Source organism: Streptococcus nakanonensis, from assembly GCF_059738785.1.
This window is the reverse complement of sequence record NZ_AP027139.1, coordinates 1,228,873-1,243,559: the sequence shown is the minus strand read 5'-3', so window position 1 is coordinate 1,243,559 and position 14,687 is coordinate 1,228,873. Positions and strand designations below refer to the sequence as shown.

The 14,687-nt window shown below is 39.5% G+C and carries 10 protein-coding genes and 2 pseudogenes; 11 read left to right on the top strand and 1 reads right to left on the bottom strand.

Translation table 11 applies throughout. From position 1 onward, the window contains the following. Nucleotides 1-69 precede the first annotated feature (69 nt). Entirely contained in the window at nucleotides 70-870 is an 801-nt protein-coding gene (locus tag AC6I9F_RS05980) for a GH25 family lysozyme (protein WP_498021058.1), read from the bottom strand. Between the two features lie 143 nt (nucleotides 871-1,013). On the opposite strand from AC6I9F_RS05980, the gene glmU reads away from it, so the two are divergent. The 11 genes and pseudogenes from glmU to AC6I9F_RS05925 all read left to right on the top strand — a co-directional run. After that, nucleotides 1,014-2,393 carry a bifunctional UDP-N-acetylglucosamine diphosphorylase/glucosamine-1-phosphate N-acetyltransferase GlmU gene (gene glmU, locus AC6I9F_RS05975; protein ID WP_498021056.1) on the top strand — a complete coding sequence of 460 codons (1,380 nt, stop codon included), beginning with the start codon at nucleotides 1,014-1,016 and terminating at the stop codon, nucleotides 2,391-2,393. 9 nt (nucleotides 2,394-2,402) lie between these two features. Beyond that, nucleotides 2,403-2,948, top strand: a complete 546-nt coding sequence (locus AC6I9F_RS05970; protein ID WP_033680471.1) for an NUDIX hydrolase — start codon at nucleotides 2,403-2,405, stop codon at nucleotides 2,946-2,948. A gap of 11 nt (nucleotides 2,949-2,959) precedes the next feature. Then, nucleotides 2,960-3,274, top strand: coding sequence for a cell wall synthase accessory phosphoprotein MacP (macP, locus tag AC6I9F_RS05965; RefSeq protein ID WP_498021054.1), 315 nt, complete (start codon nucleotides 2,960-2,962; stop codon nucleotides 3,272-3,274). Between the two features lie 16 nt (nucleotides 3,275-3,290). Continuing rightward, nucleotides 3,291-3,983, top strand: coding sequence for a 5'-methylthioadenosine/adenosylhomocysteine nucleosidase (locus AC6I9F_RS05960; RefSeq protein WP_057487420.1), 693 nt, complete (start codon nucleotides 3,291-3,293; stop codon nucleotides 3,981-3,983). A 76-nt stretch (nucleotides 3,984-4,059) separates the two neighbouring features. Continuing rightward, a complete protein-coding gene (rocS, locus tag AC6I9F_RS05955; protein WP_000021242.1) occupies nucleotides 4,060-4,551 on the top strand; it encodes a chromosome segregation protein RocS in 492 nt (163 codons plus the stop codon). A 79-nt stretch (nucleotides 4,552-4,630) separates the two neighbouring features. Beyond that, nucleotides 4,631-4,834, top strand: a complete 204-nt coding sequence (locus tag AC6I9F_RS05950) for a hypothetical protein (protein ID WP_138704509.1) — start codon at nucleotides 4,631-4,633, stop codon at nucleotides 4,832-4,834. Nucleotides 4,835-4,846: 12 nt separating this feature from the next. Next, complete coding sequence (locus tag AC6I9F_RS05945; RefSeq protein WP_042751360.1) at nucleotides 4,847-5,437, top strand: 3'-5' exonuclease; 591 nt, start codon at nucleotides 4,847-4,849, stop codon at nucleotides 5,435-5,437. Nucleotides 5,438-5,445: 8 nt separating this feature from the next. After that, a complete protein-coding gene (locus tag AC6I9F_RS05940) occupies nucleotides 5,446-7,209 on the top strand; it encodes a glycerophosphoryl diester phosphodiesterase membrane domain-containing protein (protein ID WP_498021045.1) in 1,764 nt (587 codons plus the stop codon). 326 nt (nucleotides 7,210-7,535) lie between these two features. Continuing rightward, entirely contained in the window at nucleotides 7,536-8,522 is a 987-nt protein-coding gene (locus tag AC6I9F_RS05935; protein ID WP_498021043.1) for an Rpn family recombination-promoting nuclease/putative transposase, read from the top strand. Beyond that, nucleotides 8,523-8,996, top strand: a pseudogene (locus tag AC6I9F_RS05930) (Rpn family recombination-promoting nuclease/putative transposase); the annotation flags it as partial. It abuts the gene before it with no gap. A 720-nt stretch (nucleotides 8,997-9,716) separates the two neighbouring features. After that, nucleotides 9,717-14,585 (top strand): annotated as a pseudogene (locus AC6I9F_RS05925) (DUF1542 domain-containing protein); the annotation flags it as partial. Nucleotides 14,586-14,687 lie beyond the last annotated feature (102 nt).

Here is a 14,687-nt window from a genome sequence, read left to right as displayed (position 1 = left end):
CAAAAAATCCTTACTATATTGTATCACAATCAAACACAAAAAGAAAAAGCAAATGCTAAACAAATGCTTTTAAGGTTTTAAAAAGAGTTTTCTAAAGGTTTCTTCTTTGTTTTTTAAGGAAGAGATGACGTTGATATCTAAATCGTGGTCAAAGCCAGCAATTTTTCCTTTAGAAGTGTACTGGTGGATGTCATAATCTAAGTCCGTATTAGGTTTGCTTTCGAAAAATCCAGTATTTGAACCATAGGAAGGAATCCAAACAGACGTAAACTTGTCCGTATCAATACTGTGTTCTTCCATGAAGTAGACCCCAACGTAGATGCCGATATTTTTTGCACCTAGTGATTCTAGTTTTGCACGAAAGGCTTCAACACCTTCGTTCATATTGGACATGGTTTTATCTTCCACGTCTAGCCAATAGTAACTAGGGCTGTAAGGGGAGGCAGCATTGTAGAAAACTTCAGCGGCTTTTTCCATTTCTTGGACACTTTTTCCAGCTACATAAGCGTAGACCCCAACGGGGACATTCCGCTTTTGAAGTTCAGTGATATGACTCTTATAGGCTTTGTCTATTCCATTGATAAAGGAAGCATCATTTTCTTTTGTCGTTTGAGCACCGCTGTGAACACGAACAATAGCGCCTGAAATATTTTGTGAGAGGGCGTCATAGTTGATTTCCTCAGGACGCTGCCAGCCAGAGAGGTCAATAATCGGTTTGTCTAAGTGTTTCAAAGCCTGTGCTTCAATCTGCGCTATGTTGGATTTTGTTTTAAAGGATTGGTTGTCATTAAGTGGGCGATTGATGATTAAAATGAAAATTATAATCCCAAAAAAACTAAATAAAATAAGTGGATGAATTTGTTTTCTCATATCTCATAATTTTACCCTAAAAATCAAAAAAAATCAAAAAAATGGGTTAAGGAAAGGACTTTGGAGCATTTTTTCATTCAAGGGCGCGGAATGATTTGAAATATGGTATAATAAAAGGGAATTTCTACAGAAAAGAGAAGATTATGTCAAATTTTGCCATTATTTTAGCAGCGGGTAAAGGGACTCGCATGAAATCTGATTTGCCAAAAGTGTTGCACAAGGTTGCGGGTATTTCTATGCTGGAACATGTTTTCCGTAGTGTGGGAGCTATCCAACCTGAAAAGACAGTAACAGTTGTCGGACACAAGGCAGAATTGGTTGAGGAGGTCTTGGCTGGACAGACAGAATTTGTGACTCAATCTGAACAGTTGGGTACTGGGCATGCGGTTATGATGACAGAGCCTATTTTAGAAGGTTTGTCAGGTCACACCTTGGTCATTGCAGGAGATACTCCTTTAATCACAGGTGAAAGCTTGAAAAACTTGATTGATTTCCACATCAATCATAAAAATGTGGCCACTATCTTGACTGCTGAAACGGATAATCCTTTTGGCTATGGGCGAATTGTACGTAATGACAATGCTGAAGTTCTTCGCATTGTTGAACAAAAGGATGCCACAGATTTTGAAAAACAAATCAAGGAAATCAACACTGGAACTTACGTTTTTGACAACGAGCGTTTGTTTGAGGCTTTGAAAAATATCAACACCAACAATGCTCAAGGTGAATACTATATTACAGATGTCATTGGTATTTTCCGTGAAGCTGGTGAAAAAGTTGGTGCTTATACTTTGAAAGATTTTGATGAGAGTCTTGGTGTAAATGACCGTGTGGCTCTTGCGACAGCTGAGTCAGTTATGCGTCGTCGCATCAATCATCAACACATGGTCAATGGTGTTAGCTTTGTCAATCCAGAGGCAACTTATATCGATATTGATGTTGAGATTGCTCCCGAAGTTCAAATCGAAGCCAATGTTACCTTGAAAGGGCAAACGAAAATTGGTGCTGAGACTGTTTTGACAAATGGTACTTATGTAGTGGATAGCACTATCGGAGCAGGAGCTGTCATTACCAATTCTATGATTGAGGAAAGTAGTGTTGCAGACGGTGTGACAGTCGGTCCGTATGCCCACATTCGTCCAGGTTCAAGTCTGGGTGCCCAAGTCCATATTGGAAACTTTGTTGAGGTGAAAGGTTCTTCTATCGGCGAGAATACTAAGGCTGGTCATTTGACTTATATCGGAAACTGTGAAGTGGGTAGCCATGTTAACTTTGGTGCAGGAACCATTACAGTCAACTATGATGGCAAAAACAAATACAAGACAGTCATTGGCAACAATGTCTTTGTTGGTTCGAATTCAACCATTATTGCGCCAGTAGAACTTGGTGATAATTCCCTCGTTGGTGCTGGTTCAACTATTACCAAAGACGTGCCAGCGGATGCGATTGCTATTGGTCGTGGTCGTCAGGTCAATAAAGATGAATATGCAACACGCCTTCCTCATCATCCTAAGAATCAGTAGGAGTCTGTCATGGAATTTGAAGAAAAAACGCTTAGTCGAAAAGAAATCTATCAAGGTCCAATTTTTAAATTGGTTCAAGATCAGGTTGAATTACCGGAAGGCAAGGGAATTGCCCAACGTGATTTGATTTTCCACAATGGAGCTGTCTGTGTTTTAGCCGTAACGGATGAGCAAAAACTCATCTTGGTCAAGCAGTACCGCAAAGCTATCGAGGCTGTCTCTTACGAAATTCCAGCTGGAAAATTGGAGGTAGGAGAAAACACAGACCCTGTCGCAGCAGCCCTGCGTGAATTAGAGGAAGAAACAGCCTATACAGGGAAGTTAGAACTTTTATATGATTTTTATTCAGCCATTGGCTTTTGTAATGAAAAGTTAAAACTATACCTAGCGAGTGACTTGACAAAGGTTGAAAATCCGCGTCCTCAGGATGAAGATGAAACCTTGGAAGTCCTTGAAGTGAGCTTAGAAGAAGCCAAGGAATTAATCCAATCAGGTCATATCTGTGATGCCAAGACAATTATGGCTGTTCAATATTGGGAATTGCACAAAAAATAGAGGAGGTCAGTATGGGTAAACCTTTATTAACGGATGAAATGATTGAAAGAGCTAATAGAGGCGAAAAAATTTCAGGTCCTCCTTTGCTAGATGATAATGAGGAGACTAAGATTTTACCAACCTCTTCTTACCGTTTTGGTTATGCCAATCCTAAGGATCATGGATTTAGCCAGGAAACCTTGAAGATTCAGGTCGAACCATCTATTCATAAAAGCCGTCGCATTGAAAATACCAAGAGAAATGTCTTCAATTCTAAGTTGAATAAGATTTTATTTGCAGTCATCTTTCTCTTGATTTTGCTTGTCTTAGCAATGAAACTTTTGTAATGGAAAAGGAATTGAAATGAAAATAGGAATTATTGCGGCTATGCCAGAAGAACTGGCTTATTTGGTCCAGCATTTAGACAATGCCCAGGAGCAAGTTGTTTTAGGGAATACCTATCATACAGGCACCATTGCCTCTCATGAAGTCGTTCTTGTAGAAAGTGGAATTGGTAAGGTCATGTCTGCTATGAGTGTGGCGATTTTGGCTGATCATTTCCAAGTGGATGCTCTAATTAACACGGGATCAGCTGGGGCAGTAGCAGAAGGGATTGCTGTTGGGGATGTCGTGATTGCTGACAAATTAGCCTATCATGACGTGGATGTTACAGCTTTTGGCTATGCTTATGGACAAATGGCGCAACAACCGCTTTATTTCGAATCAGATAAAACCTTTGTTGCCAAAATCCAAGAGAGTTTATCTCAATTGGACCAGAACTGGCATCTTGGTTTGATTGCTACAGGAGATAGTTTTGTTGCAGGAAATGACAAGATAGAAGCGATTAAGTCTCATTTTCCAGATGTTTTGGCTGTTGAGATGGAGGGGGCAGCTATTGCTCAGGCAGCACATGCCCTTAATCTTCCAGTTTTAGTCATTCGAGCTATGAGTGACAATGCCAACCATGAAGCAAACATCTCTTTTGATGAGTTTATTATCGAAGCTGGACGTCGTTCTGCCCAAGTCTTACTAGCCTTTTTGAAGGCTTTAGATTAAGCGAAAATTTGACAGTTTTTCTAGCTTATGATAAGATTTAAGTAAAGAAAAGCTAGAAAACGTTTCAGAGGATATTATGAGTATTGAAATGACCGTCAGTGAGATTGCAGAGGTCTTAGGATTATCTCGCCAAGCAATCAATAACCGTGTCAAAGAATTACCAGAAGAAGACACAGATAAAAATGACAAAGGGGTAACAGTCGTTACCAGAAGTGGCTTGATTAAGCTAGAAGAAATCTATAAAAAAACGATTTTTGAAGATGAGCCTGTCAGTGAAGATGTCAAGCAACGTGAACTGATGGAGATTTTGGTTGATGAGAAGAATGCAGAAATTCTCCGTCTTTATGAACAATTAAAAGCCAAGGATCGTCAGTTATCAGAAAAAGACGAGCAAATGCGCATCAAAGACCGTCAGATTGCTGAGAAAGACAAACAACTCGATCAGCAGCAACAATTGACTCTTCAAGCAATGAAGGATCAAGAAAATCTTAAGCTAGAGCTGGACCAAGCAAAAGAAGAAGTCCAATCCACTAAGAAAGGCTTTTTTGCTCGTTTATTTGGAGGATAATCAAGGAGCTGTTTAGGTTACATGCTAACCTGATGGCTTCTTTTGTTTGTGAATAGTATAGTTGCTCAAGTAATACTCAATGAAAATTAAAGAGCAAACTAGGAAGCTAGCCGCAGGTTGCTCAAAGCACTGCTTTGAGGTTGTAGATAAGACTGACGAAGTCAGCTCAAAACATGTTTTTGAGGTTGCGGATGAAACTGACGAAGTCAGTAACTATATCTACGGCAAGGCGAAGCTGACGCGGTTTGAAGAGATTTTCGAAGAGTATAAAATAACAGTATAGGAGAGGTAGAAAATGGAACGATTAGAAGATTACATTGCTTTCGATTTAGAATTTAATCAGCACGAAGGACAAACACACCTGATTCAAGTATCGGCAGTGCGTTTTAGAGATGGTCAGGAAATCGATGCCTATGATTCCTATGTTCATACCAGTGTTCCCTTAAAAAGTTTTATCAATGGTTTGACAGGGATTACAGCTGAGACCTTAAAAGATGCTCCTCCAGTGGAGAAAGTTATCAAAGATTTTCAAGAGTTTGTGGGTTCTTTGCCGATGGTTGGATACAATGCTGCTAAAAGTGATTTGCCTATTCTAGCAGAGCATGGTTTAGACTACAGCCAGCAGTACAAGGTGGATTTGTATGATGAAGCTTTTGAACGTCGTAGTTCAGATTTACATGGTATTGCCAATCTCAAGTTGCAAACTGTTGCCTCATTTCTTGGATTTCAAGGTCAGTCCCATAATAGTTTAGAAGATGCTCGGATGACGGCGCGTGTTTACGAGTCCTTCTTAGAGTCAGATCAAGCTAGAGAATTGTTAGAGACAGAAAGTAGCTTATCAAACAATCCTTTTGGAGGCTTGGACTTATCTCAATTATTTGACTAGGAGTGCCTATGAAACCTGAAAAACCTAAAAAATTGGGTTTTAAACAGATTTACCTCAATCTTGATAAAATCCTCTTTCTCTTTTTCTTAATTTTTATGATAGTGGAGTATTTGTGGGTACCATTCAATTCATGGTTGGCTAGCTTCTTATTAGATCAGACAGGTTATCTTTTTATTTCCTATAACAATGTCTTAGCCATCCTCACTCATTCTCCATTGATTAGTCTAGCTTTTTTGGCCTTGATTATCATTAACCTGCTGGTCGCTTATTTTCAAATAGGACTCCTCTTTATTGGTGCTCGTCATCTCCTCTATCATGAAAAGCGAAGGCTAATTGAGTATATCCGCAAGGTTTTCCATGAAAGTTTTGGATTTATGAAAAAGCTAACTTGCGCCAAAGCCTTGTTTATCTTTTTCTATATAGCTATGCTTTTTCCTTTTATACGGAAAATGCTGAAGATTTATTATCTCAATAAAATCGTCATTCCAGAGTTTATCCAAGATTATTTAGAAGATAAATATTGGATATGGTGGCTGAGCATCCTACTTCTATCTCTTATCTTTCTCTATGTCTCTGTCAGATTGATGTTTGCCCTTCCGAAGATTGTATATGATCAGCTGACTGTTCGAGAAGCAGTGATGTTTAGCTTGGAGAAAACCAAGAAAAGAGTTGCTTTTTATGCTTGGAATTTATTTTATATCTTGCTCAAGGCAAATTTATTATTTTATCTTCCTTTGATTCCTTTGTTATTGGCTCAAACTTTGGTAGATGATATCACTCAGAGAGAGTCTCTGATTCTTGGTATTTTGAATTTTGTCGTGATTAAAAATCTCTATTATATGGCTCTGACTTACTTTTTGGTTAAATTTGTTTCATTTTTGACAGGAAAGGAGCTGGATATGCTTCCTCGGAGAGAAAAAGATCACATCATGCGATGGGGAGTCATGACTTGTGCTAGTCTTTTCTTTGCCTTAGAAGGTTATATTTATCTGGAGGCTCCCATGGTTCATCTACCTCAGCTTATTTCTCACCGAGGGGTTTCCAATGCAAATGGGATTCAAAATACAGTAGAATCCTTGGAAACTACAGCACAACTCAAACCAGACTTGGTGGAGACGGACGTGCAGGAGACAAAAGATGGGCAGTTTGTCATGATGCATGATGCTAACTTGAAAAATCTAGCAGGTATCAATAAAAGGCCTCAAGACTTAAACTTGGAGGAGCTTAAAGGGATTGATATTTTTGAAAATGGCTACCAGACTAAAATTTCAAGCTTTGAAGATTATCTCAGTCGAGCCAACGAACTTGGTCAAAAATTACTAATTGAAATCAAAACCAGTAAAAAAGATAGTCCAGACATGATGGATCGCTTTTTAGCCCGTTATGCTGCAAAGCTCAAGATTTATGGACATCAAATCCAATCTTTAGACTACCATGTTGTCGAAAAAGTAAGACAGTATGATGCCGAACTGCCAGTTTATTTCATCATGCCCTACAATTCTGTCTTTCCTAAAACAAGGGCGACAGGATATACTATGGAGTACTCGACCTTGGATGAATATTTTGTAAGCAAACTATGGACAACGGACCAGAAACTTTATGTCTGGACTGTCAATGATTCAGAAGCTATCAATAAATCGCTTCACTTAGGAGTAGATGGAGTGATTACAGATGATTTGGAAAAAGTTCAGTGGGAAATAGAAGTAGCCCAAGAAGATCCAGAATATACGGATTTGCTCTTGAAAAAAGCTCTGGAATTCTTTGAATTTTAGTAATAAAAAAGAGGAACAACTATTCCTTCCATGATAGGTAAGTATTCTTGTGAATACTTGCTTTTTTGTGGTTGCAATCCGTTTACGAGAATTGTTTGTATTGTTCTTGTTTCAATTGATTTTATGGTGCTTTGAAGTTGGAATGCTACACTATAACTTCTAAAATAGTACTAGAAATTGGAAAGCTTCCTTTATTCTATATATCCATTAGAAAGAATTGATTAAAAATTAGGAGATTTTTAATTTCTTTTCCGAATAAATAGATAGAAGCATCAAATCTAGTAAACCTAGATTAAAAAATGTGCTATAATGAAAGGAGAAGAAATATGACTGTACGTCATCCGGGCATCAGCCCGACCAATGACTTGGTTGCTAAGAAAATTTTCAGCAATCCAGAAATCACTTGTCAATTTATCCGCGATATGCTGGACTTGCCAGCCAAAAATGTAACCATTTTGGAGGGGAGCAATATTCATGTCTTGCCTTCCATGCCGTACTCAGCGCAGGATTTCTATACCAGTATAGATGTTTTGGCGGAGTTGGACAACGGCACTCAAGTTATCATTGAGATTCAGGTTCACCATCAGAATTTTTTCATCAATCGTTTATGGGCTTACCTGTGCAGTCAGGTCAATCAAAATCTTGAAAAAATTCGCCAACGTGAAGGTGATACACACCAGAGTTACAAACATATCGCACCTGTTTACGCTATCGCAATTGTGGATAGTAACTACTTCTCAGATGACTTGGCTTTTCATAGTTTTAGCATGCGAGAGGATACGACGGGAGAGGCTTTAACAATTACAAACAATGGACAAGAAAATCATCTGGTCAAGATGGCATTCTTGGAATTAAAAAAATACAGAGAAACCAGCAAAGACAAGGTTCGTAAACCATGGTTGGAGTTTTTCGGCAACAAGCCCTTTACCCAAGAACCCGAGCGAGCCATCAGCCAAGCAGACCAACTGCTGGACTACAAGAGCTGGTCCGAGGAGGACAGGAAAATGTTTAGTCAACTACGTATGCGAGAAGAACAAGCCTTGTTAGCACAGGACTATGCTTTGGAACAAGCTGAGGAAAAGGGCTTAGAACGTGGTCTTGAACGTGGTCGTGCAGAGGGGATTGAACAAGGCATCGAAAAAGGTTTAGCACAAGGACTTGAACGTGGACGAGCTGAAGGCATCGAACAGGGATTAAAAGTAGGTTTAGTAAATCTAGTACGTCAAGGTCTTCTAACACCTGAGGTTGCCAGCCGGCAGTTAGGCATGACCGTGGCTGAGTTTGAAGCGCTATTGAAGAACCATCATAAATAAGACCTAAAAAAATACAGGGAAACCAGCAAAGACAAGGTTCGTAAACCATGGTTGGAGTTTTTCGGCAACAAGCCCTTTACCCAAGAACCCGAGCGAGCCATCAGCCAAGCAGACCAACTTCTGGACTACAAGAGCTGGTCCGAGGAGGACAGGAAAATGTTTAGCCAACTACGTATGCGAGAAGAACAAGCCTTGTTAGCACAGGACTATGCTTTGGAGCAAGCTGAGGAAAAAGGGTTGGAACGTGGTCGTGCAGAGGGTATTGAACAAGGTTTAGAGCGTGGACTTGAACGTGGCCGTGCAGAAGGTATTGAAAAAGGGCGAGAAGAAGGCTTGGAGCGTGGGAAAGTTGAAGGAAGGGAAGAAGGGAAACTTTTTGCCTTCCTAGATATGGTTCGTCAAGGTCTTCTGACTTCTGAGGTTGCCAGTCAGCAATTGGAAATGACTGTCACTGAGTTTGAGACATTGTTGTAAAATCAGCAATAATGGTCAAGCACACCATCTAGCCAAGGTGTGCTTTTTGTACTAAAAGACAGGCAAGCGTTTTTGCTTTAGTTTCTTTATCCTTTATCTCTCCTTTGACTTCTATGGTATTTGCAGGAATTTTGGAGAGACTTTGGGTATGATTTTGCTATCGGCCTTTCTCTTTGCTTCTTTCCTATATTTATCTGGGCTTTTACGAGTCTGGCTATGGCTGATTTTTGTCATGGTTAGTCTACCTCTGCTACTTGACAAAACTGGGAGAGCCTACATCAAGTGATTTGGGATAGGAGTTATATCAAATAATATCTCAGGATTTCTGATTTTTCGGAGAGCCTGTTTTTTTATTTGCTGAGTCTAGTATAGGTTTTTCTGGCGATAGATAGCAAAACAAGCAGTTCTGTTTGAATGTCATATAAATTTAAAATTTCTGAAAATAACGAAAAATATACTAAATTTACAAATAAGAAGCCTCTAAATCCTTTAAAATAAGCAACATGCATATATATATATATATATAATTATCGATTTTCTAAAACAAAGTGAGGTTGAGGAAAGGGGACTAAGTTGATATAATTAAGTGTTAGTAAACAATGGGCTTTTTGTCATTTGTTTAAGATGAAAAAGGTCATGTTTTCCTGTTTTTATTGCGAGTTGATGCCTGCATGAACATGGCTAGAGGAGCAAAGACAGGGTAGAAAGAAAGGAAAAACTATGAAACAGTTTAAAATGAATGAGCGCCAACGCTTTTCTATACGCAAGTTTTCAATCGGAGCAGCCTCAGTCTTGCTAGGGTCTGTCTTTTTTGCGGCTAATCCAGCGACAGAAGTCCAGGCGGCGGAAGCAAATACAGAAGTGGTCACTCCGGATAGGGATGTCAAGCCTGACAATTCATCTGCCCTAAGCTCATCAGAGACAAGCAATCAAAATCTTAACGTAGAACAAGAAGGAGCTAAAGCAAACACTCAAGAGACAGAGAAAAAAGAGCCAGGAGCTCCATCTAAAGATGATGAAGGAAAAGCTAGCTCGATAGTAGATAAGCCAGATGAAGAAAAAGGCGGTAGTGGAGCTAAACCTGTATCTGACGAATCATCTCCCGTGTCTGAGGCAGAAAAAGATAAAAAAGAAGCTCAACCAGAGTTGGAAGAGGAAACAGTATCCATAGATCGCCGAAGCAAATCACCTCAATCTCAAGATAGAAGTGTAGAGAATCAGGAAGAGGAAAGTGTTGCAAGCAGTACAAGTTATATAAATGGTGAAGGAAGTTACTCTCTATCAGATGATATACACAAGCTTCTTCAAAATCTCAAGAACAGTGCTGGAAATCAAGAACAAGTCCAAAAACTCAATGAAGCATACGAAAAATTCAATGCAGCATTGGGAACATCGGAAACTGGACTTGTTGATCAGGAGATTTTTAATGCGGCACTTGAAGAGTATAGAAAGGCTAGTCAACTTCAGCAGGGAGGAGCGGCTAATTTAGATGGAAATCTAAGACATTCTAGGGAAACTTCAAGTTTGAGGGTGGGATTAGCTACTGGAAGAAGCTCTGACCCTCAGTATTCTACTAATAAAGTCGTACCAGTACTGACGGGAGAAGCGGTCGGGAATAATATTCGATTGATAGCTGAGTCTTTAAGTGGTCGTACTATTACAAATATAGATGTGCAAGGACTAGATGGCTTGGGATTGACGAAGTCAAGTTTGAAAACTATAGGATCAAGGGGATATGTAGATTTAACAGGTCGTATTCCTGGAAATAAACATGGTTTATCTAATATCGTTGTCACAGCTACAGATAGCGCAGGTCATAGTGAACATACCACAGTAAGTATTGCTCGTCCTCTACCTACCCCAAGATTTACAACAACTAGTAAAAATTTAGAAGGACAAGCTAATGAGAAACCAGTAGTTTCTGGTACTATTGGCACAAAGGCGGAGCCTAACAATCTTCCATCTGATGCTGAGTTAAAAGCTTATTTAGTAACCGGAGGACGGCAAAATCCTTATAGTTACTTACCAGAGGCAGATGGTTATCATGTTGTTGCGGAAGCCCCAGTAAAGACAGATGGGAGCTTTGATTTTGTTCCTCCTAAATATAGTGATCAAACAAAAGGAATAGGAACGGATAATCTTAGACTTGTAGTGGCGTATGTTCGTAAGGGAACAAATACTACATATTACGAAGGATTGAAGACGGACTTTTCAGCAAATAGTATTCAGGCGACAGCGCCTGCACCGAAGTTAGATAAGGCTGGTGCAATAGAAGCAATTGATACTGAAGAAAGAACTCAAAAAGGTAATATTACCAATAATGCAGGATTAACTTCAGATGAAAAAGCTAGTCTAACAGCAGCTGTTACCGCAGCAGCAACAACAGCAAGAAATGAAATCAATAAGGCTGATACGGATACGGACGCTAAAGTAACAGCTGCAAAAGATAAAGGAATAAGTAATATCCAAGCAGCAGCAACCAAAGCGAAAAGTAACAAAGCCGCAGCTGTAGAAGCAATTGATACTGAAGAAAGAACTCAAAAAGGTAATATTACCAATAATGGAGGATTGACTTCAGATGAAAAAGCTAGTCTAACAGCAGCTGTTACCGCAGCAGCAACAACAGCAAGAAATGAAATCAATAAGGCTGATACGGATACGGACGCTAAAGTAACAGCTGCAAAAGATAAAGGAATAAGTAATATCCAAGCAGCAGCAACCAAAGCGAAAAGTAACAAAGCCGCAGCTGTAGAAGCAATTGATACTGAAGAAAGAACTCAAAAAGGCAATATTACCAATAATGCAGGATTAACTTCAGATGAAAAAGCTAGTCTAACAGCAGCTGTTACCGCAGCAGCAACAACAGCAAGAAATGAAATCAATAAGGCTGATACGGATACGGACGCTAAAGTAACAGCTGCAAAAGATAAAGGAATAAGTAATATCCAAGCAGCAGCAACCAAAGCGAAAAGTAACAAAGCCGCAGCTGTAGAAGCAATTGATACTGAAGAAAGAACTCAAAAAGGCAATATTACCAATAATGCAGGATTAACTTCAGATGAAAAAGCTAGTCTAACAGCAGCTGTTACCGCAGCAGCAACAACAGCAAGAAATGAAATCAATAAGGCTGATACGGATACGGACGCTAAAGTAACAGCTGCAAAAGATAAAGGAATAAGTAATATCCAAGCAGCAGCAACCAAAGCGAAAAGTAACAAAGCCGCAGCTGTAGAAGCAATTGATACTGAAGAAAGAACTCAAAAAGGTAATATTACCAATAATGGAGGATTGACTTCAGATGAAAAAGCTAGTCTAACAGCAGCTGTTACCGCAGCAGCAACAACAGCAAGAAATGAAATCAATAAGGCTGATACGGATACGGACGCTAAAGTAACAGCTGCAAAAGATAAAGGAATAAGTAATATCCAAGCAGCAGCAACCAAAGCGAAAAGTAACAAAGCCGCAGCTGTAGAAGCAATTGATACTGAAGAAAGAACTCAAAAAGGCAATATTACCAATAATGCAGGATTAACTTCAGATGAAAAAGCTAGTCTAACAGCAGCTGTTACCGCAGCAGCAACAACAGCAAGAAATGAAATCAATAAGGCTGATACGGATACGGACGCTAAAGTAACAGCTGCAAAAGATAAAGGAATAAGTAATATCCAAGCAGCAGCAACCAAAGCGAAAAGTAACAAAGCCGCAGCTGTAGAAGCAATTGATACTGAAGAAAGAACTCAAAAAGGTAATATTACCAATAATGGAGGATTGACTTCAGATGAAAAAGCTAGTCTAACAGCAGCTGTTACCGCAGCAGCAACAACAGCAAGAAATGAAATCAATAAGGCTGATACGGATACGGACGCTAAAGTAACAGCTGCAAAAGATAAAGGAATAAGTAATATCCAAGCAGCAGCAACCAAAGCGAAAAGTAACAAAGCCGCAGCTGTAGAAGCAATTGATACTGAAGAAAGAACTCAAAAAGGTAATATTACCAATAATGGAGGATTGACTTCAGATGAAAAAGCTAGTCTAACAGCAGCTGTTACCGCAGCAGCAACAACAGCAAGAAATGAAATCAATAAGGCTGATACGGATACGGACGCTAAAGTAACAGCTGCAAAAGATAAAGGAATAAGTAATATCCAAGCAGCAGCAACCAAAGCGAAAAGTAACAAAGCCGCAGCTGTAGAAGCAATTGATACTGAAGAAAGAACTCAAAAAGGTAATATTACCAATAATGGAGGATTAACTTCAGATGAAAAAGCTAGTCTAACAGCAGCTGTTACCGCAGCAGCAACAACAGCAAGAAATGAAATCAATAAGGCTGATACGGATACGGACGCTAAAGTAACAGCTGCAAAAGATAAAGGAATAAGTAATATCCAAGCAGCAGCAACCAAAGCGAAAAGTAACAAAGCCGCAGCTGTAGAAGCAATTGATACTGAAGAAAGAACTCAAAAAGGCAATATTACCAATAATGCAGGATTAACTTCAGATGAAAAAGCTAGTCTAACAGCAGCTGTTACCGCAGCAGCAACAACAGCAAGAAATGAAATCAATAAGGCTGATACGGATACGGACGCTAAAGTAACAGCTGCAAAAGATAAAGGAATAAGTAATATCCAAGCAGCAGCAACCAAAGCGAAAAGTAACAAAGCCGCAGCTGTAGAAGCAATTGATACTGAAGAAAGAACTCAAAAAGGTAATATTACCAATAATGGAGGATTGACTTCAGATGAAAAAGCTAGTCTAACAGCAGCTGTTACCGCAGCAGCAACAACAGCAAGAAATGAAATCAATAAGGCTGATACGGATACGGACGCTAAAGTAACAGCTGCAAAAGATAAAGGAATAAGTAATATCCAAGCAGCAGCAACCAAAGCGAAAAGTAACAAAGCCGCAGCTGTAGAAGCAATTGATACTGAAGAAAGAACTCAAAAAGGTAATATTACCAATAATGGAGGATTGACTTCAGATGAAAAAGCTAGTCTAACAGCAGCTGTTACCGCAGCAGCAACAACAGCAAGAAATGAAATCAATAAGGCTGATACGGATACGGACGCTAAAGTAACAGCTGCAAAAGATAAAGGAATAAGTAATATCCAAGCAGCAGCAACCAAAGCGAAAAGTAACAAAGCCGCAGCTGTAGAAGCAATTGATACTGAAGAAAGAACTCAAAAAGGTAATATTACCAATAATGGAGGATTAACTTCAGATGAAAAAGCTAGTCTAACAGCAGCTGTTACCGCAGCAGCAACAACAGCAAGAAATGAAATCAATAAGGCTGATACGGATACGGACGCTAAAGTAACAGCTGCAAAAGATAAAGGAATAAGTAATATCCAAGCAGCAGCAACCAAAGCGAAAAGTAACAAAGCCGCAGCTGTAGAAGCAATCAATGCTGCTGCATTTGCTAAGAAAACAGAAATTTCGAATCGTTTTGATTTGACAACTGAGGACAAGTCAAGAGCATTGCAACAGGTGGATCAAGAAGCTAAGGATGCTAAGATTGCGGTGGACAAGGGTGTAACAAATAAGGATGTAGAACAGGCAAAAGTGGCAGGAATCGATGCTATCAAGAACATCAATCCACAACCATCTCCACGTCCGCTTCCTACGCCTCAACCTCAACCTTCTACCCCTACTCAGCCAGATCAAGGAGCTACTGAGACTCCAACAGCTCCATCT